This is a genomic window from Massilia solisilvae, from assembly GCF_024753215.1.
Classification (GTDB): domain Bacteria; phylum Pseudomonadota; class Gammaproteobacteria; order Burkholderiales; family Burkholderiaceae_D; genus Telluria; species Telluria solisilvae.
In genome coordinates this window covers 1,073,505-1,097,338 of sequence record NZ_JANUGV010000001.1, presented here as the reverse complement: position 1 = coordinate 1,097,338, position 23,834 = coordinate 1,073,505, and the positions used below count along the sequence as shown (strand labels likewise).

The following is a 23,834-nucleotide window of genomic DNA, read 5'->3' as shown; positions in this document are numbered from 1 at the left end:
ACCCACGGCCGGGCGCGCGAAAGAATGGATGCATTCGTTTCCACCCGGGAGCCGCGATGAAGCGCCACACCTGCCAACTCTGCCTGATCCTGGCCGCGGCCACCGCGGCGCCGGCCGCGCTGGCCGGCGACATCCTCAAGTGCGTCGACCGCACTGGCCACGTCACGCTCACCGACCAGCCCTGCCCGCCGGGCACGGCCGGGCAGCGCCTGGTGATCCAGGACAGCTCGTTCGGTGGCTCGGGCAGTGCCGGCAGCACCGGCGCGGGCGGCGACGAGCTGCCGGCCGCGGTGCCGGCCGCCGCGCGCTATCCGGCGCCGGCGCCGCTGCCCCCGCGCGGCAAATGGAAGCCGCCCGCGGCAAAGGAAGCGCAGCTGTCGCGTGACGCGGCCACGCTCAAGGCGGCGCGCACGCAACTGATGGTGAAGGAAAACGGCCAGCGTTGAGCGCGCGCCGTGGCCATTCATCGTAGGGTGGCCAGGTTTCTGCCCACGCGTTCAACCAGCTGGCGTCAGCTGCACGCGTGGGCAGGAGACCTGCCCACCCTACCAAAACCCACGGCCCGGCTCAGTTCAGGCCCGCGAACAGTTCCTGCTCGATGTCCACGCCCGCGTCCAGGCAGCGCACCAGCTGCGCGACCTGGCCGTCGGTGATGAAGCTGGCCGACGACCGTGCCTCCAGCAGCCGCTCGGGCGCTTGCGAACGCGCCACCGCCCAGCCCTGCACGTAGTCCACGCCGATCTCGGCCAGCGTACGCACGGTGGCCGCGTCCTCGGCCCATTCGGCGATGGTCTTCATGCCCAGGTTGACCGCCAGGTTGACGATGGCCTCGACGATGGCCACGTTGGCCGGGTGCGCGTTGATGTTGACGACGAAATTGCCGTCGATCTTGAGCACGTCGGCCGGCAGCTCCTTCAGGTACGAGAACGAGGTGTAGCCGGCCCCAAAGTCGTCCAGCGCCACCTTCACGCCGAACGCGCGCACCTGTTCGATGAAGCGGCGCGTGTTGTCCAGGTCGTGCAGGGCCACGCTCTCGGTGATCTCCATGCACAGCCGGTGCGCCACCGCCGCGCGCCGCCCCAGGATCTCCAGCGTGTCCTGCACGAAGCGTTCATCGTTGAGCGAGGCGCCGGACAGGTTCATGCACACGAAACGCGTGTTGGGCAGCTGCTCCGCATGCTGCGCGATCCAGTCCAGCGTGGTGGCCAGCACCCAGCGGTCGATCACGCCGGCCTGGCCGCACTTCTCCGCTGCCTCGATCAGCGGGCCGGCCGGCATCACGCGCCCGTCCGGCTCGCGCATGCGCAGCAGCACCTCGAAATTGAGCGAGGCGTTCGGGCTCCTGAGCGACATGATCGGCTGCATTTCAAGGAACAGGCCCGCGGTCGGGTGCGGCCCGGACAGGCGCGCGACCAGGTTCAGCTCGGCCTCGCGCTCGTGGAAGGCGGCCGAATCGCGTTCGTACACCGCCAGCCCTTCGTGCACATTGGCCTTGGCCTCGCGGCAGGCGCGGTCGGCGGCCGAGACCGCGTCCTTCATCGCCATCCCGAGCGACACCTCGATCAGCCCGATCGAACCGCGCACATGGAACGCCTTGTCGCCGACCTGGTACGGCTCGCCGACCAGGCGGTCGACGATGCCGCGGCAGACCAGCGCGGCCAGCCGCACCGGGGTGTCGGGCATGACGATCACGAATTCGTCGCCACCGACGCGGCCGATCTGCTGTTCGCCGCCCAGCATCATCCCCATGCGGCCGCACACCTGCCTGAGCACCTCGTCGCCGGCGGCGTGGCCGAACAAATCGTTGATCAGCTTGAAGCGGTCCAGGTCCACGTAGGCCAGCGCCAGCGGCTTGCCGGCGGCCAGCGACGCGGCGGCCAGCTCGAACGCCTTCTCGATCCCGCGCCGGTTGTACACCTTGGTCAGCGGGTCGTGGTTGGCCATGAAGCGCAGCTGCTCGGTGGCCTTGGTCTTTTCGGTGATGTCCTCCAGCACGCCCTCGATGCGGCCGCGCGCCAGCGTCGCGCGCACCAGGAAGCGGCGCTCGCCGTCGCGCGAAGCGATTTCCAGCTCGGCATTCTGCTGGCGGTGCACCAGCTCCTGCAGCTGGCCGAGCACACCTTCGGGGAAGAACTGCTGCCAGCGCGTGCGCCCCGGCACCATGCGTGGGTCGCCCAGCATGCCGGCCAGCGCCGGATTGGTCGACAGGAAGTTACCGTACAGGTCGAGCGTGAACAGGCCCAGCGGCATCGCCTCGTAGGCGTGTTCCAGCTCGGCCTGCGCGGCGATGCGCTGTTCGGTCTCCAGCCGCATCTGCTCGGCCACCGCGAGCGCGGCCAGCAGGCTCGAGGCCAGCGCCGCGGTGACGCTGTTGGCAACGCCGGTGAGCTCGCGCACGTTGAGCGCGGCCGACACCACCTCGGCCAGCCCGGACAGGAAGGTCACCGCGAACGAGGCGGCAAACCACAGCGCCACCCGGGCCTGGCTGCGCGCGATCACGCTCACCAGCCCCAGCGTCATCAGGACCAGGCCGGCGCCGGTGACCGTCCACATGATCGGCAAGAAGCTACGGTAAGGCAGCACGAAGGCGCAGGCCAGCAGCGGCACGCACAGCCACTGCAGCACGCGCAGCGGCGGCGCAAAGCGGGTGCGGCTGAGGTAGCTGCCAAACAGCGTGTGGTACAGGGTCAGCGTGGACATCGCGTACAGCGCAATCGTGGCCTTGCGCACCGGTAGCAGCCACTCGGCCGGAATGGCCTGGCCAAGCCACTGCACGTCCCAGCCGGCCGACAGCGCGCCCACGCGCAGGTTCAGGATCAGCCAGCCCGCGAACTGCAGGTACAGCGTCTGCCGGTTGATCGCGGCAGTAATCAGGATGAACAGGGTCAGCACGATCATGCCGCCGTCGAGCAGGCCCGACTTGCGGTGGAACTGCTGGATCGACAACGTCATCTGGTCCACCGGCCACTGCACCGCGCTCAAGCGCGCCGGCCCGATGAAGCTGGCGCGGCACAGCACCTCGGCCGGGGTATTCCACAGGCGCAGCGCAAAGCCGGCCTTGACCTGCGACAGCGCGCCCTCGGCGCTGCCGCGCCGGGCCTGGCCCAGCTGCTGCATGCTGTACGGATCCCAGCAGGTGATCGCCACCATGTGCGGCGACGGGAACTCGACCATGTCGGCGTCGCCCGGCGCGCCCCGGGTGGTGAAGGCAAACCACACCGGCGCCTCGGACAGCCGGCTGTCGTAATGGTCGATGGCGCTCACTTGCGCCAGCTGGCGCAGCGCCGCCTCGGGCGCCAGCGCGGCCTCCTGCTCCACCAGCAGGCGCAGCGCCACCGGCTGGTCGCCGCTGGCGACGTAGTGGCTGTTCCAGAACAGCAGCGCGACCAGCGAAAACAGCGCAATCCCCAGCGGGACCAGGTACACCGAGAACAGGCGCAGCACGGCTTCCAGCGCCCGGTTGACGGGTCCGGAGGGCGTGCTGCGCGGCGGTGTCGGCGAATAGGACATAGGCTGGCTCATGCGGGTTCACTGGCACCGGCAACCGGGCCGGCAGCGTCAGGGCGCAAGGATACAACCTGTTCTTGCTCTATTGCAATTGTTTTTCAGGCGGCAAGTTCGGCGAGACGGTTGTATTGACGCATCCGGGCAAACTGGCGCAGCGCAATGCCGCGCGATTCGTCCAGCGGACCGATGTCGATGTCCGGATGGCGCGTGTGACGGAAGAACCCGAGCAGCGGATGGCCGGCCTCGCGCCAGCGCTCTTCGCCGGTGGCGATCTCGAACGCCATGACGCGGTGCGGGATGTTGCCCACGTGGCGCAGCGGCACCATCTGGCCACCCTCGAACACGTCTTCGAACAGCAACTGCTGGTACTGGCGATCGATCGGCGCGCGGCCGGTCACGATTGCCCAGTCGATCGCGTTGCGCTCGCAGTATTCGAAGCAGGCCTTGATCAGGGCCAGCTTGACCACACGCCCGATGCGCCCTTCGCCCACGCCCAGGCGCGTCACCTCGGCCAGCCGCTGCCCCTGCAGCCAGGCCGGCAGCACCACCGATTCCTCGATGCGCAGCGGCTGGAACATGTTGGTCTGGATGCGCACGGTCCCCAGCGGCGAGCCATCCAGCCGCGACTCGGCCAGCAGCACCGCGCTATCCTGTTCGTAGTCTGCATCTTCCGGCAACACCAGCGTGCGCGCGAACTCGGGCACATGGCGCGCGTAGGCGGCGTGGCGGACCTGCACCGCCTTGCGCAGCGCATCGCTGTCGTCCACGCGGCGAATGGTGAAAGGCAGGCGCTCGGTGGCAACCGAAACGCTGGCGGGACCGACGGCGTGGATGGCGCGGGACGGGTTGAACGGTTGCTGGTGCTGCTCCATGACGACTCCTGGTTACGATGTGAAAAAAAGTTAATTTTTTCATTATCGGCCTTTGTCACTTCGTCAATCTTTGGAGCAAGCCTGCTTTTAAGCCTTAATTTATTTCACATATTTTTATCATTGCCAGCGCTCATGAAGCGAGCGACGCCGGACACGCGGATCGAGCCGCCGGGCTGGGGGCCGATGTCGGCGAACAGGCGCGAGCGCATGCCCATGTCCTCGCCCTGCACCACCTCGATGTGGCCGCCGTGCGGCCAGCCAAGGTCGCGCAGGTAGCCCGCCAGCGCGGCGGTGCCGGCGCCGGTGGCCGGGTCCTCGTACACGCCGCCGGCCGCGAACGGGTTACGGGTGTGGAAACGCTGCGGCGTCTCGGCCCAGGCCAGCACCACCGTCACCAGGCCATGCGCGTTCATCAGGGTGCGGCCCGCCGCCAGCTCGTAGCGCATCGCGGCCAGCAGTTCGCGGCTGGCCAGCGCCAGCACCAGGTGGTCGGCGCCGCCGTGCGCCAGCGCCGGCGGGATGCGCGGATCCAGGTCGGCGCGGCTGTAGCCGAACAGCGCCAGCGCGGCATCGGCCAGCGCGTCGGGCGCGGCCTGGCTGCGGGTGGGCGGCGACTGCAGCGCCGCCTGCACCTGCGCGCCCTGCTTCCGGCCCTCCACCGTCATCTGCGCGTTGTTGAGCGCGAGGCGATATACGCCATCGCCATGCTGCCTGGCCAGCGCGGCGCCGAGCGCGATGGTGGCGTGGCCGCAGAACGGCACCTCGGCCTCGGGCGAGAAGTAGCGCGCGCGCCAGAGCTCCCCCTGCGGCGCCGCGAACACCGTCTCGGAAAAGCCGATGTCGGCCGCCAGCCGCTGCATGGTGGCCGCATCGGGCAGCGCCCCGCCCAGCCACACGCCGGCCGGGTTGCCGCCCGCGTCGCCGTCCGCGAACGCGGCGATGCGCAGGATCTCGTCCGGCGTCATGCGGCCACCTCGGGCAGCAGGAGCAGCAGGTCGGTGGCGCCGACATCCACGCCCTGCTGCGACAGCAAGGTGGTGGCCTGGCCCCGGTGGTGGGTCTGGTGGTTGAAGAAGTGCTGCAGCACGCCGCCGAACTGCCTGTGCCAGGTTTGCCCGCGGCTGTTGGTCCAGCTGAGCACCGTGTCCAGGTCCTGGTCAAGCACCTCGCCGGCAAAGCCCACGATCACGCCGTCGAGCTGGCGGCGCAGCACGGCCAGCTCGGCCAGGGTGGCGGCGCGCGGCTCGTTCAGCCCGGCCGGCAGCGGCAGCGGCGCCACCGGCGCCAGCGCCGGGCAGTTGGACGGGTGCGCGGCAAACCGCTTGAGCCAGATGATGTCGCCATTGACCACGTGGTTGAGCGTGCCGAGGATCGAGCCGAAGAAGGCCTTGCGGTCTGCCGCAAGCTCTGCATCGGGCAGCGTGGCGGCCGCCGCGTACAGGCGCTCGTTCATCCACTGGTTGTAGGCCGCCATCTGGCGCACGTAGCTGGTCAGGTTCAAGGGCATCTCCTCGCTGGCGTGGAAAAGCCGACATGATACTGCCGCCTGCGCCCGCCTGCCGGATTGGCTCAGGCGCAGGCCTTGGCCATCTCGGCCGCCATCTCCTCGGCCGACACGTCGCGGATGTGGGTGGCCAGCGACCAGCGGTGGCCGAACGGGTCTTCCACGATGCCGTAGCGGTCGCCCCAGAACATGTCGGCCAGCGGCATGCGCACGGCGGCGCCGGCGGCCAGCGCGCGCTCGAACGCCTTGTCCACGTCGGCCACCGACAGGTGCAGCGTGACCGGCGAGCCCTTCAGCGACAGCGGCCCGAACGACTCCCACTGCGGGAACTCGTCGGCCAGCATCAGCAGCGAATCGCCGATGCGCAGCATGGCGTGGCCCAGCTTGCCGTCGGGCCCGGGCAGCCGCATGACTTCCTCGGCGCCGAACGCCTTCTTGTAGAACTCGATCGCATCTGCCGCGCCGGCGCAGACAAGGTGCGGGGTAATGGTGTGCATCCCTTCCGGAACCGGCTTGACATCGCTTGTGCTCATTGCGCTCTCCTTTGCGGTTGAACTATCCAGGACATACCCGTGCGAATCGACCAACGCGAAACCGGAAGATTCACCCCAAATGCCGGGTGCTTGACATTGCGCCAAGACCTGCCTAGTATTTCGATCAATTTCTAATTAAATGAATTTCTAATTATGTCGGACGCCAGCAATTCGATCTTCAAGGCCCTCGCCGACCCGACCCGCCGCGCCATTTTGCACCTGCTGCGCAAGGAGGAGATGACGGCTGGCGACCTGGCCGGGCGGTTCGACATGAGCAAGCCTACCCTGTCTCATCATTTTGCGGTGCTCAAGGAGGCGGGGCTGGTGACCAGCCGGCGCGAAGGCCAGACGATCTGGTACGCGCTCAACACAACCGTGCTGGAGGACATCCTGGCATGGACGATGGACCTGGCGCGCGGCGCCAAAGGAGAAAAACAATGAAGAACCGCTACCTGCTGTTATCGATCCTGCTGGTGCTGGCTGTCGCCGGCGCCACCCTGGCCCTGTACGGCGCGCTGCCGGACCGCATGCCCGTGCACTGGAATATCCACGGCGAGGTGGACCGCTACGGCGCGCGCGCCACCGCCTGGCTCATGCCGGGCATCATGGCCGGCAGCCTGCTGCTGTTCGCGGTGCTGCCGAAGATTTCGCCGGCGCGCTTCTCGGTCGACGCATTCACCGACACCTACTGGTACTGCGCCTTGCTGGTGGAGGCCATGCTGGGCTATGCGCAGGCGCTGGTGCTGTGGGGCGCCAGCACCGGTTCGGCTGCGACCACCCACCACATGCTGGCCGGGCTCGCGGTGTTCTTCGCCCTGCTGGGCAATGTGATGGGCAAGGTGCGCAGCAACTTCTGGATCGGCGTGCGCACGCCGTGGACGCTGGCCAACGAGCGCGTGTGGTACGCAACGCATCGGCTGGCGGCCAAGACCATGGTGGGCAGCGGCGTGCTGGGACTGGTTGCCGCGCTGGCCAACCAGCCGGTCGCAGCGGTGGCGCTGCTGATGGCCGGGCCGCTGGCGCCGGCGGTGTACTCGCTGGTGTACTACAAGCGGCTCGAACGCGAAGGCGGGCTGCACGCCTGAGCTTACGGCACCCGCGTTACGGTAGGGTGGGCGGCTTGTCCGCCCACGCGTCCAGCAGGGGCTGGCATGGCCGCGCGGTCCGCCGTGCAGCGCTCGCCTGGAGTTCGCCGCCCGGCTATTCTTCATAGCGCTGAACGCGTGGGCAGAATCTGCCCACCCTACGTTGGCCTTTGTGGTGCTGATCAGAACCCTGGCGGGCGCTCGCCGGCCACGCCGGCATCCTTTTCCAGCGCCATGCCGGCGCGCGCAATGGTGCCTTCGTCGAACAGCCGCCCGATCAGCGTCACGCCATGCGGCACGCGGCGCGGCGGCGTGAACGTGGGAAGCGGCCGGGCCGGGTTGGGCGCCCAGTCGCTGCGCGCCTGCCCCACCTGCACGAAACCGGTCCTGAGCGTCAGCGACGGGTGGCCGGTGAAGTTCGAAATCGTCAGCATCTCGTCGCGCAGCGACGGCACCAGCAGAAGGTCCACTTCGCGGAAGATGCGCGCCATTTCAAGCGCCACCTTGCGGCGCAGCCGGTCGGCCTGCACGAAATCCACCGCCGACAGGAAGCGCGACTCGCGGAACAGGTTCGGCCACGCGTCCGGCACCTGCTCGCGCAGCTGGTCGATGCGCCCGTCGAGCGTGATCTCTTCGAACGCGGCGGCCGCCTCCGCGAACAGCACCGTGTTGAGCGACTGGTACGGCCAGTCCGGCAACGACACCGGCACCGCCGTCATGCCGAGCTTCTTCACGCGCTCCAGCGCCGCGCGGTCCACGTCGGTGGCCGGCGCCTCGTTCATCCAGCCCGGGAAGTAGCCGACCTTCAGGCCGCGCACGCCGGCGCCGGCGTCGAAATCGAGCCTGGACTGCACGCTCGCCACATCGCCCGCATCAAGGCCGGAGATCGCATCCAGCACCAGCATCGCATCCTCGACGCTGCGCGTCATCGGGCCCAGCTTGTCGAGCGACCAGCACAGCGTCATGGCGCCGGTACGCGGCACCCGGCCATAGGTGGGGCGCAGGCCGGTCACGCCGCAGCGCATCGACGGGCTGACGATGCTGCCGCCGGTCTCGCTGCCGACCGAGAACGCCACCAGGCCGGCCGCCGTGGCCGCGCCCGGCCCCGCGCTCGATCCGGACGCGCCCTCTTCCAGCAGCCACGGGTTCATGGTCTGCCCGCCGAACCAGATGTCGTTGAGCGCGAACGCACCCAGGCTCAGTTTGGCGACCAGCACCGCCCCGGCCGCGTTCAGGCGCGCGACCACGGCCGAGTCCTTGGCAGGCACCCGATCGCGGAACGGCTCGGCGCCCCAGGTGGTGCGGATGCCGGCGGTGTCGAGCAGGTCCTTGACCCCGTACGGAATGCCGTGCAGCGGCCCGCGGTAGCGGCCGGCGGCGATCTCGCGGTCGGCCTGGCGCGCCTGTGCCAGCGCGTGCTCGAAGGTGGGCGTGATCACGCTGCGCAGCTTGCCGTCATGGCGCTCGATGCGGTCGATGTAGATCCGCGTGAGCCGTTCGGAGGTGAGCTTGCGCGCTTCGATCCAGCGCGACAGTTGGGCCACGGTGGCGTAAGCGATGTCCTCGTCGCGCGCGGGCAGCGCGCTCGCGCCAGCGCGGCTGCGCACGAAGCGGCCCTTGCCAGCGGCGGCACCGGCCACCGCTTGCGGATGCCACACCGTGGCCGGCGCCAGCTCCGGTTCCAGCATCACCTTGCGCGGTCCGGTGCGCCGCTCCATGGTGGACGACAGCGACACGCGCCAGCTGCTTGAGGCCATCTCGCGCTGGGCAGGCGTCATCTTCATCTGCATCAGCTTTTCGGCCTCGGCGAAGGTAGCCGGGCTTACCTCGGGACCGACCGCGGGCGTGGCGCCGAAGGTCGGCGGCGCGCCGGGCGGCGGCGTGTCCTGCGCGAGCGCGTCGTTGCGCACGGCGGTGGTAGCGGCCAGCAGGCCAAGCGGGGCGTTGATGAGGAACTTGCGGCGTTGTGTCATGGTGCCTCTGGAAATGGATGGACGGACAAACGTGGTCGATGCTACCCAATTCCAATTGGCAAGACAACGCTCATCGCTCAAGCGTGCCGGCCAGCCGCTGCGCCAGGAAATCGACCAGCGCCGCCACCCGCGGCGCCAGAGCGCCCTGCTTGTAGAACACCGCCCAGATCGGCTGGGTCCATGGCAGCGTGTGCGCTTCCAGCACCGGCACCAGGCGACCGGCCGCAATGTCGCCACGGGTCAGGAAATCGGACAGGCAGGCGATGCCCGCGCCGCACAAGGCAAGGTGGCGCACCGTTTCGCCGCTCGACGCCCACACCGCCGGCGACACGGTGAAGCCCTCCCCGCCCGCATGCGCCAGCGGCCATGTGTTGAGCGTGGCCGGCTCGGTGAAGCCCAGCAGGCGATGACGCGCCAGGTCCTCCACCGCTTGCGGTGCGCGATGCCGCGCAAGGTAGCCGGGCGCGGCCAGCACGCGCAGCCGGCTGCTGCCCAGCAACCGTGCGTTGAGCGTCGAATCGGGCAGGCTGCCAATGCGGATCGCCAGGTCGGCGCGCTCCTCGATGAGATCGACCACGGTCTCGCCGCTCGCCAGCTCCAGCTGCACCAGCGGATACGCGTCCAGGAAATCGGCCACCTGCGGCGCGAGCAGGTGGTCCAGCGCAGGCGTGGCCGCGTTCACGCGCACCAGCCCCGCAGGCTGCGAGCGCCGTGCCGCCGCCTCGGCCTCGGTGTTCGACAGGTCGTCCAGAAGCGCGCGCGCCCGGCCCAGCAGCCATTCGCCTTCCTCGGTCAGGTGCAGGCGCCGCGTGGTGCGCTGGATCAGCGTCAGGCCAAGCTGGTGTTCCAGCCGCGCGATGGTGCGCGACACGCCCGACGGGGTCTGTCCCAGCCGCGCGGCGGCAGCCGAGAACGACCCGGCATCAATGACGGCGATAAAGGCAATCAAGGCCTCTACATCGAGCATTTGTGACTCCAAATCAAAAGTCTATTGTACGGCGACCGATTTTTCTTTGCCTTCCGCCAGCGCACACTGCACGCCTTCGCAACCAACTGGAGGCAACATGCCACTTGCACTGTGGGCGCTCACCCTGAGCGCATTCGCCATCGGGACGACCGAATTCGTCATCGTCGGCCTGATCCCGACCATCGCCGCCAGCCTCACGGTCTCGCTGCCGTCGGCGGGCCTGCTGGTCAGCCTGTATGCACTGGGCGTCGCCGTCGGAGCGCCGGTGCTGACCGCGCTCACCAAGCGGGTTGGGCGCAAGCGCTTGCTGCTGGCGCTGATGGCGCTGTTCACGGCCGGGAACCTGCTTGCGTGGATGGCGCCCGGCTACCCGGCCCTGATGGCCGCGCGCGTCATCACGGGCCTGGCCCACGGCGTGTTCTTTTCGATCGGCTCGACCATCGCTACCGGCCTGGTGCCGAAGGAGAAAGCGGCCAGTGCGATCGCGCTGATGTTCACCGGCCTGACGGTGGCGCTGGTCACCGGCGTGCCGCTCGGGACCTTCATCGGCCAGCACTTCGGCTGGCAGGCGACCTTTTTGGCCGTGTCGCTGCTGGGCGTGATCGCAATCGTCGGCAGCGCGCTGCTGGTGCCCGCCAATATCGCAAGCACCCGCCCGGCGGGACTGGCGACCCAGCTGGCGGTGCTGCACAAGCCGCGGCTGCTGCTGGTGTACGCCATGACCACGCTCGGCTACGGCGGCTCGTTCGTCGCCTTCACCTTCCTCGCGCCGATCCTGCAGCAGGTGTCCGGCTTTTCGGCATCCTCGGTCAGCCTGGTGATGCTGCTGTATGGCGCATCGGTCGCGGCAGGGAACATCTGGGGCGGCAAGCTGGCCGACCGCCATGGGCCGCTGCCCGCGCTGCAGATCGTGTTTGCCCTGCTGGCAGCGGTGCTGCTGGCGCTCGTCTTCACGGCGCCGCACAAACTCGCCGTGCTGGCCACGGTGCTGGCCTGGGGCGCGGTCGCATTCGGCAACGTGCCGGCACTGCAGGTGTACGTGGTCCGGCGCGCCGAACGCGACGCGCCGCACGCCGTGGACGTGGCCTCGGGCCTGAACATCGCCGCGTTCAACGTCGGCATTGCGCTGGGCGCGTGGGGCGGCGGCATCATCGTCGCGCATCTGGGCCTGATGGCCACGCCAAAGATCGGCGCCCTGGTCGTTGTCGGCGCTTTTCTCCTCACGTCGCTGGCGCGCGCGCTCGACCGCCGCGAACAGCCCGCGGCAGCACCGGCACTGGCGGCCGTCGAATGATTCTTACCAATGAAAGGAACAACTACATGACACGCATCCCCGATATCGGCCTTGGCACCTTTCGCCTGCAGGGCCAGCAGGCTTACGACGCGGTCGCCAACGGCCTTGTGGCCGGCTACCGCCACATCGACACCGCGCAGATCTACGCCAACGAAGCGGAGGTAGGCGCGGCGCTCGCCGCCAGCGGCATCCCGCGCGAACAGGTGTTCGTCACCACCAAGGTCTGGACCGAGCACCTGCGCGCCGGTGCGCTCGTCGATAGCATCAAGGAGAGCCTGCGCAAGCTGCGGCTCGAACAGCTCGACCTGGCGCTGATCCACTGGCCATCGCCGGGCGACGAGGTGCCGCTGGATGAGTCGATGCAGGCCTTGCTGCAGGCCCGCGAACTGGGCCTCACGCGCGCGATCGGCGTCTCCAACTTCACCATTGCGCACCTGCGCACGGCAATCGCCGCCGTCGGCGCCCCGAACATCGCCACCAACCAGATCGAGCTGCATCCGTTCCTGCAGAACCGGGCAGCCGCCGGCTTCACGCGCGAGGCGGGAATCCGCGTGACCGCCTATATGCCGCTCGCGGTGGGCAAGGCGGTCGCGCATCCGGTCATCCAGGGCATCGCGCAGCGCCTCCAGGCCACGCCGGCACAGGTGACGCTGGCATGGCTGCTGGCGCGCGGCCATGTGGTGATTCCGTCGTCCACGCGCCGCGAACACCTGGAGCAGAACCTGGCCGCCACCCGCGTTCAACTGGCGCCGGCCGACCTTGCAGCAATCGATGCGCTCGATGCCGGCGAACGCATCGCCACCCCCGAGTTTGCGCCGCGCTGGGATTAAGCCGGGTCCAGCTGCGCGTAATGGCGGAAGATGCCCTCCTCGCTGAACGGCAGGCGCCGCCCCGATGCGAGGTAGGCGGCGATGCGCGGCCGGGCCGCGATGCGCTCGCGCAGCCCGAAAATGCCCGGGTAGTCGCCGCCGCAGCGCGCAAGCGCACGCGGGAAGGCATAGTGCAGTCCCTCGATCACCTGGAACAGCGACAGGTCGGCATAAGTCAGGTGATCGCCCACCAGGAACTCACGCTCGCCCAGCACCCGCTCGAAATAGCCGAAGAACTTGGGAATGCGGTTGGCGACAAAGTCGGCCGCGCGGCGCTTCGCTTCGTCCTTCTGGTCCTCGTAGTACAGCGACCCGGCGATCGGATGGTGCGTGTCGTGCGCCTCGGCCACCAGGTCGGCGATGGTCAGCTGCAGCTGGTGCGTCCACAAGCCATCGGCTTCGTCCAGCGGCGCCAGCCCGTGGTGCTGCCCGATGAAGAGCAGGATATTGGCGGTCTGCCCGATCAGCAGTTCGCCGGCCTTCAGGAACGGCGGCGCAAACGGCGGGCGCCGGGCGCCGTTTAGCAGTTCCATCATCCGCTCCATGCCGCCTGATTCGCGCGCCACGTCCACGTACGGCGCCCCCGCTTCCTCCAGCGCCAGGCGGACGAATTCGCCGCGCCCTTGGATCGACGGCCAATAAAAAAGTTCATAGGTCACGGGCCACCTCCGGTTTCGTTCGGTTTGGCGCAATTATCGAGCAGGGACCGCCGCGGACGGCGCGCCAATCATGCTAGTGTTGCCGCGCCGGGCTCAGCACACTGGAAAAAACGACACGGCACGACCGTTGCAATGTAGAATTTGTTTCTTTTGAGCAATCTCATTTTTGTCGGCCTGAAGCTAAGACAAGATAGAAACGCCTGACAACCAGTTGCGACCACGGAGCGCGCGATGATTTTCGCCCACCTGAAACAGCATTGGCTGGCCCGCCGCAGCCAGTACAGCCTGACGTCCTGGATCTTGTGCATCCTGCGCACGTCGCGCGTGCTGATGTATTACCGCGACCACCAGGCGCTGTGCCAGCTCGACGTGGTGCGCAATTATGTCGCCCTGCCGCCCAACGACGACCTGTTCCACCACCTGAGCCACCGCGACTACCTGGTCAAGGGCCTGTCGCCGCGCCAGCGGGTGCAATGCGCGCTGGCCCACTACAACTTCGAGGAAACCACCTTCAACGCTGCCTACAAGCAGGCGGTGTACTGCGACGGCGGGCTGGTGCTGTGGGAGCATCAGCACGAAGACCACCGCTTCCTGATCCGGCTCGACATGGCCTCGCGCGCCAATGCCGAGGGCGACCTCACGCTCTCGCTGGTGGCCGACGGCAAGTGCCTGCACCGGCTGTCGTTCAGCTGGATGGATGGCGCAATGGCCGGCGTACAGGCGCCGCTGGTGCCCTTCATTGCGCGCAACCAGGGGCGCTGGACCGACTCGGGCGAGGCGTTCGAAGCCTTCGAGCAGGTCTTCCCCAACAACTCGCCCAGCTTCTTCTGCTTTGCGGCGATGCAGGGCGTGGCCCAGGCGGTCGGCATGGACCAGGTGGTGGCGATCAAGTGCACCGCCCACATCGCCTACGACCCCGATGAGGTCAAGCACTTCGCCAACGCCTACGACGGCTTCTGGAAGATCCTCGGGGGCGTTGAAATGCCGGGCAACACCTGGCTGATCGCGCTGCCGTTCTACCTCAAGCCGCTGGCCGACATGCCGTCCAAGCACCGCAAGCGCGCGGCGCAGCGGCGCGAACACTGGCGCGTGATCGGCGAGTCCGCGCGCGGCACGCTGCAGCGCCACCTGCTGCACGCGCGCGCCCACCAGGAGCACGCCGCGCCGGTGCGCGAACCGGCCGAGGCCTGAGCCCGGCGCAAAGCGCCCGCATGCGCGATAATCCCTCTTTTGTTCGGCAACAAAAGGGGGCCAGATGCTCAACTTCGATTTCTACAATCCCACCCGCATCGTCTTTGGCGAAGGCCAGATCGCCAAGCTGCGCGACCTGGTGCCGCAGCAAGCCCGGGTGCTGGTGCTGTACGGCGGCGGCAGCATCCGCGCCAACGGCGTGTACGACCAGGTCAAGGCGGCGCTGGCGCAGCACACGGTCTTTGAATTCGGCGGCATCGAACCGAATCCCACCTACGAAACCCTGATGAAGGCGATCGCGCTGGTCAAGGCCGAGCGCATCGACTTCCTGCTCGCCGTGGGCGGCGGCTCGGTCATCGACGGCACCAAGTTCGTGGCCGCCGGCGCGACCATGGATGACGATCCCTGGACCATCTTCGAAAAGCGCGCCGCCAACGTGCAGGCCGCGCTGCCGTTCGGCGCCGTGCTGACGCTGCCGGCGACCGGCTCGGAAATGAATTCCGGCGGCGTCATCACGCGCAAGGCCACGCACGAGAAATTCGCGTTCGGCACGCCGCTCGTCTTCCCGAAATTCTCGGTGCTCGACCCGACCACCACCTACACGCTGCCGCCGCGCCAGGTCGGCAACGGCATCGTGGACGCGTTCGTTCATACCATGGAGCAGTACCTGACCTACCCGGTGAACGCCAAGGTACAGGACCGCTTTGCCGAGGGCCTGCTGCTCACCCTGATCGAGGAAGGACCCAGGGCCCTGGCCGAGCCGCACGACTACGACGTGCGCGCAAACCTGATGTGGACTGCCACGCTGGCCTTGAATGGCCTGATCGGCGCGGGCGTGCCGCAGGACTGGGCGACCCACATGGTCGGCCACGAGCTGACCGCGCTCTACGGGCTCGACCACGCGCAGACGCTGGCGGTGGTGCTGCCGGCGATGCTGCGCGTGCGGCGCGAGGCCAAGCGCGCCAAGCTGCTGCAATACGCCGAGCGCGTGTGGCACATCACCGAAGGCAGCGAGAATGACCGCATCGAGCAGGCGATCGCGCGCACCGAAGCCTTCTTCCGCGACGTGGGCGTGGGCACGCGCCTGCCCGACTACCAGCTGGGCCGCGAAGTGATCGAGCCGGTGCTCAATGCACTCGAAGCGCATCGCATGGTCAAGCTGGGCGAAAAGCGCGACGTCAACCTCGAGATCAGCCGCAAGGTGCTGGAGCTTTGCCTCTGATCCGGCCGTAGCTGAACCCGTGGGCAGGAAAACCTGCCCACCCTACCCGGCGCGATTTCGCGTAGGGTGGGCAGCTTGGCTGCCCACGCGTTCACGCCAAGCCAGCAAAGACGCAGCTTTAACAACACATCCCAATCTTGAATTAGCAGACACACCACGAACCGCCCAGGTTCGTGATACACTCGCGGCTCGCTAGGGGTCCTGGGGCTTTGCTTCCGGGTGAGAGATACCCTCCGTACCTGATCTGGATAATGCCAGCGAAGGAAAGCGCAAAGCAGTTGTGGTCTATCTTGTTTGCCCTTCCCCCACGTTGGCTCCGGCTTTTGTAAAAAGCAGCGCGCAGCCAGCGGCGGCGCGCGAAAACGAGCAAACACAATGAAAACCAACCTGAAACAAACCATCATCGCCTGCGCCGTCGTGCAGGCCTTCTCCAGCGTCGCGCACGCGCAGCAGTCGGTCCCTGAAGTCGTCGTCACCGGCACCAAGCAAGCAGGCGGCATCGCCGCCGTTGGCGGTTTCGGCAACACCGCGGTGGTCGATACCCCGGCTTCGATCACCACCATCGACAGTGGCCGCATGCAGGACCTGTCGATCCGCTCGACCACCGAAGCGACCAAATACGACGCCTCCGTCAGCGACGCCTACAACGCGGTCGGCTACGCCGAGCAGTTCTCGATCCGTGGCTTTAACCTGAACAACGACACCAGCTACCGCAAGGACGGCATCGCCATCCCGAACGACACCCAGATCCCGCTCGAGAACAAGGAACGCATCGAGATCCTCAAGGGCCTGTCTGGCCTGCAGGCAGGCGTGTCGGCGCCGGGCGGCATCATCAACTACGTGACCAAGCGCCCGACCGCCAATCCGCTGCGTTCGGCCACGGTCGAATACAGCGAGCGCGGCACCGTGTACGGCGCCGTGGACCTGGGCGGCCGCTTTGACGACCGCCGCTTCGGCTACCGCATCAACGCCGCCGCCGCATCGCTGCACCCCTACGTGCGCGGCGCGAACGGCGAGCGCGAATTCGTCTCGGGCGCCTTCGATTGGCAGATCAGCCCGGACGCCCTGCTGCAACTGGACTTCGATTACCAGCACAAGGCGCAACTGACCCAACCTGGCTTCCAGCTGATCCGCGGTGAAGTGCTGCCGACCGGCGTGTCGGCCAAGATGTTCCTGAACGACCAGCCGTGGGCCAAGCCGGTGGACACCAAGAGCACCAACCTGGGCCTGCGCTTCGAATACAAGCTGGCGCCGGACTGGGTTGCCACCGTCAACGCCAACAAGCACTGGTTCAAGCGCGACGACTTTACCGCCTTCCCGTATGGCTGCTCCAACGAAGGCGCGGGCTTCTACCCGGGCTACTGCACCAATGGCGACTATGACGTGTACGACTACCGCAGCATCGGCGAGCGCAAGACCCCGTGGGGTGCGCAGGCCATGGTGCAGGGCAAATTCGCCACCGGCGAAATCTCGCACGCGCTCACCGTCGGCGCCTCGTACAACGAGCGCCACAACGCGTTTGGCGACTACATCTACGACTTCGTCGGCTCCAGCAACATCTGGAAGAACCGCATCGTGCCGCCGGTCGGCCCGGACCGCGTGACCGGCCCCGTGTTCGAGCGCCTGACCGACAAGGAAAGCAGCCTGTTCGCGCAGGATATCGTCAAGCTCGCGCCGCAAACCACGCTGCACGCCGGCGTGCGCTACGTGAACTTCAAGCGCGACCAGTTCGTCGACGCGGCCACCCCGCACGAGAAGAGCGACGACTCGTTCCTGCTGCCGAACGTGGCGCTGGTGTACGCATTCACGCCGCAGTGGAACGTGTACGGCGCGCTGAGCCACGGCGTGGAGCCGGGCGGGTTTGCGCCGATGCAGACCACCAACGAGCTGCAGGGCCTGGGCCCGAACCGGTCGCACCAGGTTGAATTCGGCGTTAAAGGCAACGTCAACGCCGCGCTGCAGCTGTCGGCTGCCCTGTTCCAGATCCGCCGCGGCCTGGAGTACACCAACGCCGCCAACACCTTTGTGCGCAACGGCCAGGAGACCCACCGTGGCCTGGAACTGGCGGCGCAGGGCAAGCCAGCTGCCAACCTGGAATACAGCGTGTCGCTGACCGCGCTGAACACCAAGCAGGAAGGCACCGGCGACCCCACCATCGACGGCAAGCGCGTGACCGACGTCCCGAACTTCAAGTCGATCGCCATGCTGGCCTACTCGGTGCCGCAGGTTCCGGGGCTGAAGATCGACGGCACCTGGCAGTATGCGAGCCGCAAGGCGTTCGACGTGACCAACACGGTGTTCGTGCCCAGCTACAGCGTGTTCGGCGTGGGCGGCGCATACGCGTTCAAGGCCGGCGCCAACAATGTGGTCGTGCGCGCGCGCGTGGACAACCTGTTCGACAAGTTCTACTGGCGCGACGTGACCCCGGCGCTGGGCGGCTACCTGTACGCAGGCGCGCCGCGCACCTTCCGCGTGTCGGCCCAGCTGGACTTCTAACCCAGCAGTCCCCGCACCTGCCGCAGCCGCTGCGGCAGGTCTCCTCCCACCTGGACGAAGGGTATGCGCCGTTCGTCCAGCGTCTCGATCACCATGCGGTGCACTTCCTGCCGCCTTTCGATCCCGTCCCGCTGCAGGCCGTCCGGCTCCCACGGCACGTCGGGCGCTGCCACCAGCGTGAGCGCATAGTCGTGCGCGGACGCGAGCGCTGCCAGCTGCGCATCCACCCGGTTCCAGTATGCGCGGCTGTAGATCGCCGTCATCAGCGGCGACGTGTCGCAAAAGAGGAAGCGGCTGGCGCGCTCGGCCAGCGCGTTCTCGCGCTCCCGTTGCGTGCGCGCGATCCCGAACTGGTCCTCCTCGAACGGCACGCGGCCGCGCGTTTCGACGAACTCGCGCAGGTACTCCGGCACCCACACGGTGCCGTAGTGCGCGGCAAGCGCCTCGGCCAGCGTGGACTTGCCGGACGATTCGGCGCCAAGGATGACGATGCGGGCCGGGCCGGCCATCATGCCCTCGCGCTTGCGATGTTGGCCCACGCGCGCAGGCCGGCCACCGCCATCGCCACGAACACGGCGTACAGGATCGCGGTGAGCATGAGGCCCTTGTACAGGTACAGGCCCACGTACAGCACGTCCACGGCGATCCACACGTGCCAGTTCTCGACCTTCTTGCGCGCCAGGAGCACCGTGCCCAGCAGGCTGCCCGCGGTGAGGAAGCCGTCCGCGCGCGGCACGTCGGTGTTGGTGAAGGCATGCAGGAACGCGGCCAGCGCCACGAAACCGAGCGCCCACCCGGCGGCCGACCACGCCCAGCCCGCGCCTTGCAGGCGGGTGACCACGAGCGTGCTCTCGCCCGCGCCGCGCAGCCACTGGTACCAGCCCCACAGCGCGCTGGCAATGAAGACCAGCTGCAGCGAGGCGTCGCCGTACAAGCGCGCGTTGAAGAACACGATGCCGTAGGTGGCCGACGAGACGATCCCGAACAGCCAGCCCCAGTGGTTCTGTCGAATGTTCAACAGCACCATGATCACGGACAGGAGAAAACCGGTCAGCTCCAGCGGGGAGGTGCTGAAACCGGCAAGGGTGAGTGTATCGTTCATTCGCGGGCGGGAAGGCGGCGCAGCGGCGCCGAACTGGCGGATTATGCGGCATTGGTAAGCAGGCAGGCAAGGCGCGCAGCGTCGTTGTGCGAATAAAACATCTGGTTAAAAATCGCATGGTACTGTCCGGGTGGACCGATATACTCGACAGCTCCATCACGTCCCCGTGTCCGCGACCAGAAGGAGTCCCATGCGTCTTCGTCCCGCCCTGCTCTGCGCCGCGCTGCTGGCGCCATACGGCCACGCCAGCGCCGCACCCAAGGTTCCGCTGTCCGCATTCGTCCAGGATGACACCTATTCGAAGCCGCGCCTGGCGCCGGACGGCAAGCATATCGCCGTCACCGCCCGCATCCCCTCGGGCGGGCGCACAGTTCCCATCGTGATGATCTATACCCTGCCCGAGCTGAAGATAACCGGGGCGATCCGTATGCCCGCCTTCGAGATGCCGGCCAATTATCTGTGGGTCAGCAACACCCGGCTGGCGATCACCAAGGCCAAGGAGCTCGGCTCGCGCGAGCAGCCGGTGCTCACCGGCGAAGTGCTGGCCGTGAACTTCGACGGCAGCCAACAGGAATACCTGTACGGCTACGATATGTTCAGGTCCTCGCGCCGGGGCGACCGCTACGGCGACGACTACGGCTACGGAGAGATCGTCGGGGTACCGCAGGAACGCAACGGCCACCTGTTCGTGGACTCGCATCTCTGGCGCAGCAGCCACAGCCTGCTGTACGACATCGACACCACCAGCGCAACCCGCAAGCTGGTTGCCGACCTGGCGATGCCCGACCTCGGATTTGTGATGCAGCGCGACGGCAAGCCGCGCTTCGCGTATGGCACGGGCGAGGACGGGTATGCCGTGATGTTCCGGCACGATGACACGGGCAATGCCTGGACAAAGCTGGACAATCTGGGACGCCGCTACGTGCCGATGATGTTCGACGCCGGCGACAAGAGCTTTATCGCGCGCTACTCGGCCAACGGCGGCCCGGACACGCTGGTGCGCGAACACGCCAGCGACGGCACGCGCACCACGCTCTTCGAAAGCCCGAACGGCAGCGTCACCGGGTTGCAGTTCGGCGCGGACGACCTTCCCTTCGCGGCCTCGTCCTCGGTCGGCGTGCCGTCGATGCGCTATTTTGATGAGAACCATGCAGACGCCAAACTGCATAAGCTGCTGAGCCAGCAGTTCCCGGGCAGCGTGGTCTCGTTCGTCGACTTCAGCGCCGATGGCAACCTGCTGCTGTTCGGCGCCTCCAGCGACCGCGATCCAGGCTCGTACTACTTGTTCAACCGCGCCACCGGCAAGGCCGACCTGCTGTTCTCGGCGATGGAAGCGATCAATCCGGACGACATGGCGCCGCGCCAGCCGATCAGCTTCACCGCGCGCGACGGGGCTGCGCTCTACGGCTTCCTGACCATGCCGCCCCACCCCGCGGGCGCCAAGGTGCCGCTGGTGCTGATGCCGCATGGGGGCCCGCACAACATCTACGACAGCTGGTATTTCGACACTGACGCGCAGTTCCTGGCCAGCCGTGGCTACGCCGTCCTTCAGGTCAACTACCGTGGTTCAGGCGGGCGTGGCTTGAACTTCGAGTACGCCGGCTACCACCAGTGGGGCGGCAAGATCCAGGACGACCTGGTCGACGGCCTGAAGGCCACGATCGCGCAGGGCGAAGTCGATGGCGCCCGGGTGTGCGTGTACGGCGGCAGCTTTGGCGGCTACTCGGCCCTGATGCTCGCCGCGCGCGAACCGTCCTTGTTCAAGTGCGCGGTCGGCTATGCGGGCGTGTACGACCTGGGTCTGATGTACAAGTCGGACGAGGCGCAGCACGACAAGCGTTTCACCAACATCCTCAAGCGCTACATTGGCACGGACAAGCAGGAGCTCGACAGATACTCGCCAGTGAACTATGCGTCGCAGATCAAACTGCCGGTGCTCCTGGTCCACGGCGGCAAGGACAAGCGGGCGCCGGTGGAACAAGCCGAAGCGATGCGCGACGCACTGGCCAAGGCCGGCAATGCGCCGGAATGGTTGCTGGCGCCCGCCGAGGGCCACGGCTTTTATGACACGGCCAACCTGACCGCCTTCTACCAGAAGCTCGAGGCGTTCCTGGCCAGGCACATCGGAAAATAGCCAGGCATCGTCGGCAGTGCGTAGGGTGGGCAGGTTTTTCCGCCCACGCGTTCAACCCAAGTAAAAACGGCCACGTGGATCAACCAACGCGGCCGTTCTTGTCATCGCCGGACGATCACTTCTTCGGATACTTGATCGTCATTTCCTTGAGCAGGTTGTCGGCGTGATCGACTTCCTTCATCACCCACAGCATGTAGCGGATGTCCACATGAATGGCGCGCGTGATCGCGCTGTCGAAGTACCAGTCCTTCGTGATCGACTCGTAGGTCGAATCGAAGTTCAGGCCCACCAGCTGACCGCGCTTGTTCATCACCGCCGAACCCGAGTTGCCGCCGGTGGTGTCGGCCGAGGACAGGAAGTTCACCGGAACCGTTCCCAGCACCGGGTCCTTGAACACATCGTAGCGCTTGGCCTTGATCGCGTCCGACAGCGAGGCCGGGGCGATGAATGGCTCCTTGCCGGTGGCCTTCTCGAGGATGCCCTCGACGGTCGTGAACGGGCCCTTGGTGATGCCGTCCCGCGGCGAGTACGGCGACACGGTGCCGAAGGTCACGCGCAGCGTCGAGTTGGCGTCCGGGTACACCGGCTTGCCGAGCGACTTCTTCCAGGCGATCACGGCTGCCATGTACTGCGGGATCACGCGTTCGAGGTTGCCATCGACTTCCTTGCGGCGCTCGTCCACCGCATTGGCCGCGTCGTACATGCGCACCGCCAGTTGGATGAAGGGGTCATCCGATTTGCGGAAGGCGTCAGGGTCCTTGCCGATCCAGGCCAGCCGCTTCGCGGTGTCGGCCAGCTGGGTGTTCTTGTACAGGGCATCGAGCGCGTCCGGCGCCGGCAACAGCGCATCCACGCCGGCCGGATGGATCTTCGCATCGAGCTTGGCGTAACGGGTGAGCGCGGCGGCGTAGCGGGCCTGGTCCACGCTCGGCACGAACGACTGCTCCAGGCGCGTCAGGCGCGCCTTGATGAACGAAACGTCGCGCTCCTGGTAGCCCGCCTCACGCTGCGCATCGGGCTTCTGCCGCTCGATCGCCAGCTTGTACAGCGTGCGCGCGCTCTTGAGCAGGTCGCTGTGGGTCGCCTCGTTCAGCGCGAACTCCTGGCGCGACACGGCCATGTCGGCGCCGATCACCGCGTCCAGGTCCGCCAGCAGCGTCTTGGAGCCGCTGCCGTGCTGCTTGTACCAGTTGCGGAACTCGGCGTCCTGGATGTCCTTGATCGCGGCGATGTCCTTGCGCGCGAACCCGTCCAGCAGGCCCTGGGTTTTCTTGAGCACGTTGTTGGCGCTCTTGACCACGCTGGCGTAGCGCACGTTGTAGTTCGGGTTGCCCATGGTGGCGGCGGCGATGACCGACAGGTCGGCCGTGATCGAGCCCACCTTGGCCGGGTAGTCCACGTCGCGCGCAAAGCGGATCTCGCTGGGCAGCTTGTAGCGGCTGGTGCGGCCCGGGTAGCCGGCCAGGAGGATCGGGTCGCCGTTCTTCAGCCCTTCGGCCGAGACGACCAGGAAGTCCTTCGACTTGTACGGCACGTTGTCCGGCGACGGGTCGGCCGGACGGCCATCCTTGCCCACGTAAGCGCGCAGGAACGAGAAGTCGCCCACCTGGCGCGGCCACTCGTAGTTGTCGATGTCGCCGCCGAAGTCGCCGATGTGGTTGGACGGCGCATACACCAGGCGCACGTCGCGGATCATCAACTGCTTGATGCGGTAGTACTCCAGCCCGCGGTGGAAGGCCGGCACCGAGCAGCGATAGGCCTTGTCCGACTCGCACTCGGCGATCAATGCCTTGATGCGGCTCTCGACCTGTTCGTGGCGCTCCTTGCCCGACAAGTTGGGCGACAGGCCCTTGAGCACGCGGTCGGTCACGTTCTCGACCTTCTCGGTCACGTACACCAGCGTGTTCGGGCCGCCCGGCAGTTCCTGCGCGCGGGTCTTGGCCAAAAAGCCGTTGGCGATGTAGTTGTGCTCGGGGGTCGAGTTGCGCTGGATCGCCGAGTAACCGCAGTGGTGGTTGGTGACCACCAGGCCATCGGGCGACACGAACGAGGCCGAGCAGCCGCCCAGCGAGACGATCGCGCTCATCGGGTGCTTCGACAGGTCGGCCAGGCTTTCGGCCGGAATGGTGATGCCGATGCGCTTGAGCTCCGACTTGAGCTGTGGGAGCTGGTGCGGCTGCCACTGGCCTTCGTCGGCATTCGCGGCGGCCGCGGCGCCCAGCAGGGCGACTGGCAGGACAAGAGATTTGAACAAGTTGGACCTCAGGTCAAAAAATATTGATCACCGCGCCGGGAGGCCGCGGCGCACGATGCAAGACAATCGCCGAGTATAGCTGTGTTGCCAAATAGTGAAAACGATTTTCAGGCTTTCCCCGCCCACCGCAGCGATACTGTGGCGATGCCGCTAAAATGGCACGCTCCTCCCA

20 protein-coding genes and 1 riboswitch are annotated in these 23,834 nt (G+C 67.2%); of the genes, 9 read left to right on the top strand and 11 right to left on the bottom strand.

What is annotated here, in order from left to right; all coding sequences use genetic code 11:
* Positions 1-56 precede the first annotated feature (56 nt).
* Positions 57-446, top strand: coding sequence for a DUF4124 domain-containing protein (locus NX773_RS04925; protein ID WP_258855226.1), 390 nt, complete (start codon positions 57-59; stop codon positions 444-446).
* Between the two features lie 121 nt (positions 447-567).
* Here the strand turns inward: NX773_RS04925 and NX773_RS04920 are convergent, their stop codons facing one another.
* The 5 genes from NX773_RS04920 to NX773_RS04900 all read right to left on the bottom strand — a co-directional run bounded on the left by NX773_RS04920 (position 568) and on the right by NX773_RS04900 (position 6,416).
* Positions 568-3,522: an EAL domain-containing protein gene (locus NX773_RS04920; protein ID WP_258855225.1), complete on the bottom strand. Its 2,955-nt coding sequence runs from the start codon at positions 3,520-3,522 to the stop codon at positions 568-570.
* 83 nt (positions 3,523-3,605) lie between these two features.
* Positions 3,606-4,379 carry a hypothetical protein gene (locus tag NX773_RS04915; protein WP_258855224.1) on the bottom strand — a complete coding sequence of 258 codons (774 nt, stop codon included), beginning with the start codon at positions 4,377-4,379 and terminating at the stop codon, positions 3,606-3,608.
* A gap of 104 nt (positions 4,380-4,483) precedes the next feature.
* A complete protein-coding gene (locus NX773_RS04910; RefSeq protein ID WP_258855223.1) occupies positions 4,484-5,344 on the bottom strand; it encodes a PhzF family phenazine biosynthesis protein in 861 nt (286 codons plus the stop codon).
* On the bottom strand, positions 5,341-5,853 hold the full coding sequence (locus tag NX773_RS04905; RefSeq protein WP_370662230.1) for a DinB family protein: 513 nt from the start codon (positions 5,851-5,853) through the stop codon (positions 5,341-5,343). The genes NX773_RS04910 and NX773_RS04905 overlap by 4 nt, the downstream gene beginning before the upstream one ends.
* 95 nt (positions 5,854-5,948) lie before the next feature.
* Entirely contained in the window at positions 5,949-6,416 is a 468-nt protein-coding gene (locus NX773_RS04900; protein WP_258855221.1) for a VOC family protein, read from the bottom strand.
* A 153-nt stretch (positions 6,417-6,569) separates the two neighbouring features.
* On the opposite strand from NX773_RS04900, the gene NX773_RS04895 reads away from it, so the two are divergent.
* Entirely contained in the window at positions 6,570-6,857 is a 288-nt protein-coding gene (locus tag NX773_RS04895; RefSeq protein ID WP_258820684.1) for an autorepressor SdpR family transcription factor, read from the top strand.
* The gene (locus NX773_RS04890; RefSeq protein WP_258855220.1) at positions 6,854-7,501 is read left to right on the top strand and encodes an SdpI family protein; all 648 of its coding nucleotides are present in this window, start codon (positions 6,854-6,856) and stop codon (positions 7,499-7,501) included. The genes NX773_RS04895 and NX773_RS04890 overlap by 4 nt, the downstream gene beginning before the upstream one ends.
* A gap of 182 nt (positions 7,502-7,683) precedes the next feature.
* On the opposite strand, the gene NX773_RS04885 is transcribed toward NX773_RS04890, so the two are convergent.
* Together NX773_RS04885 and NX773_RS04880 are read right to left on the bottom strand one after the other, a co-directional pair.
* Positions 7,684-9,474: an amidase gene (locus NX773_RS04885; RefSeq protein WP_258855219.1), complete on the bottom strand. Its 1,791-nt coding sequence runs from the start codon at positions 9,472-9,474 to the stop codon at positions 7,684-7,686.
* 70 nt (positions 9,475-9,544) lie between these two features.
* Positions 9,545-10,441, bottom strand: a complete 897-nt coding sequence (locus tag NX773_RS04880) for a LysR family transcriptional regulator (protein WP_258855218.1) — start codon at positions 10,439-10,441, stop codon at positions 9,545-9,547.
* A 97-nt stretch (positions 10,442-10,538) separates the two neighbouring features.
* Here NX773_RS04880 and NX773_RS04875 point away from each other — a divergent pair, with 97 nt between their 5' ends.
* Together NX773_RS04875 and dkgB are read left to right on the top strand one after the other, a co-directional pair.
* Entirely contained in the window at positions 10,539-11,735 is a 1,197-nt protein-coding gene (locus NX773_RS04875; RefSeq protein ID WP_258855217.1) for an MFS transporter, read from the top strand.
* 26 nt (positions 11,736-11,761) lie between these two features.
* Complete coding sequence (dkgB, locus tag NX773_RS04870) at positions 11,762-12,565, top strand: 2,5-didehydrogluconate reductase DkgB (RefSeq protein ID WP_258855216.1); 804 nt, start codon at positions 11,762-11,764, stop codon at positions 12,563-12,565.
* Here the strand turns inward: dkgB and NX773_RS04865 are convergent.
* Positions 12,562-13,263 (bottom strand): glutathione S-transferase, encoded by a 702-nt coding sequence (locus tag NX773_RS04865; protein ID WP_258855215.1) that lies wholly within the window; start codon positions 13,261-13,263, stop codon positions 12,562-12,564. The two genes, dkgB and NX773_RS04865, sit on opposite strands and share 4 nt — an antisense overlap.
* A 231-nt stretch (positions 13,264-13,494) precedes the next feature.
* Between NX773_RS04865 and NX773_RS04860 the strand changes: the two genes are divergently transcribed.
* From NX773_RS04860 to NX773_RS04850, 3 genes are all read left to right on the top strand, one after another.
* Positions 13,495-14,454, top strand: coding sequence for a DUF535 family protein (locus NX773_RS04860; RefSeq protein WP_258855214.1), 960 nt, complete (start codon positions 13,495-13,497; stop codon positions 14,452-14,454).
* A gap of 64 nt (positions 14,455-14,518) precedes the next feature.
* Positions 14,519-15,676 carry an iron-containing alcohol dehydrogenase gene (locus tag NX773_RS04855; protein ID WP_258855213.1) on the top strand — a complete coding sequence of 386 codons (1,158 nt, stop codon included), beginning with the start codon at positions 14,519-14,521 and terminating at the stop codon, positions 15,674-15,676.
* Positions 15,677-15,860: 184 nt separating this feature from the next.
* Positions 15,861-15,959, top strand: a riboswitch (TPP riboswitch).
* Positions 15,960-16,051: 92 nt separating this feature from the next.
* A complete protein-coding gene (locus NX773_RS04850) occupies positions 16,052-18,172 on the top strand; it encodes a TonB-dependent siderophore receptor (RefSeq protein ID WP_258855212.1) in 2,121 nt (706 codons plus the stop codon).
* On the opposite strand, the gene NX773_RS04845 is transcribed toward NX773_RS04850, so the two are convergent.
* Together NX773_RS04845 and pnuC are read right to left on the bottom strand one after the other, a co-directional pair.
* Positions 18,169-18,684, bottom strand: coding sequence for an AAA family ATPase (locus tag NX773_RS04845; RefSeq protein WP_258855846.1), 516 nt, complete (start codon positions 18,682-18,684; stop codon positions 18,169-18,171). The genes NX773_RS04850 and NX773_RS04845 overlap by 4 nt on opposite strands.
* Positions 18,681-19,274 (bottom strand): nicotinamide riboside transporter PnuC, encoded by a 594-nt coding sequence (gene pnuC, locus NX773_RS04840; protein ID WP_258855211.1) that lies wholly within the window; start codon positions 19,272-19,274, stop codon positions 18,681-18,683. Before pnuC ends, NX773_RS04845 begins: the two co-directional genes overlap by 4 nt.
* A 190-nt stretch (positions 19,275-19,464) precedes the next feature.
* Here pnuC and NX773_RS04835 point away from each other — a divergent pair, with 190 nt between their 5' ends.
* Positions 19,465-21,408: an alpha/beta hydrolase family protein gene (locus NX773_RS04835; RefSeq protein ID WP_258855210.1), complete on the top strand. Its 1,944-nt coding sequence runs from the start codon at positions 19,465-19,467 to the stop codon at positions 21,406-21,408.
* 115 nt (positions 21,409-21,523) lie between these two features.
* On the opposite strand, the gene NX773_RS04830 is transcribed toward NX773_RS04835, so the two are convergent.
* Positions 21,524-23,662, bottom strand: a complete 2,139-nt coding sequence (locus NX773_RS04830; protein ID WP_258855209.1) for a S46 family peptidase — start codon at positions 23,660-23,662, stop codon at positions 21,524-21,526.
* Positions 23,663-23,834 lie beyond the last annotated feature (172 nt).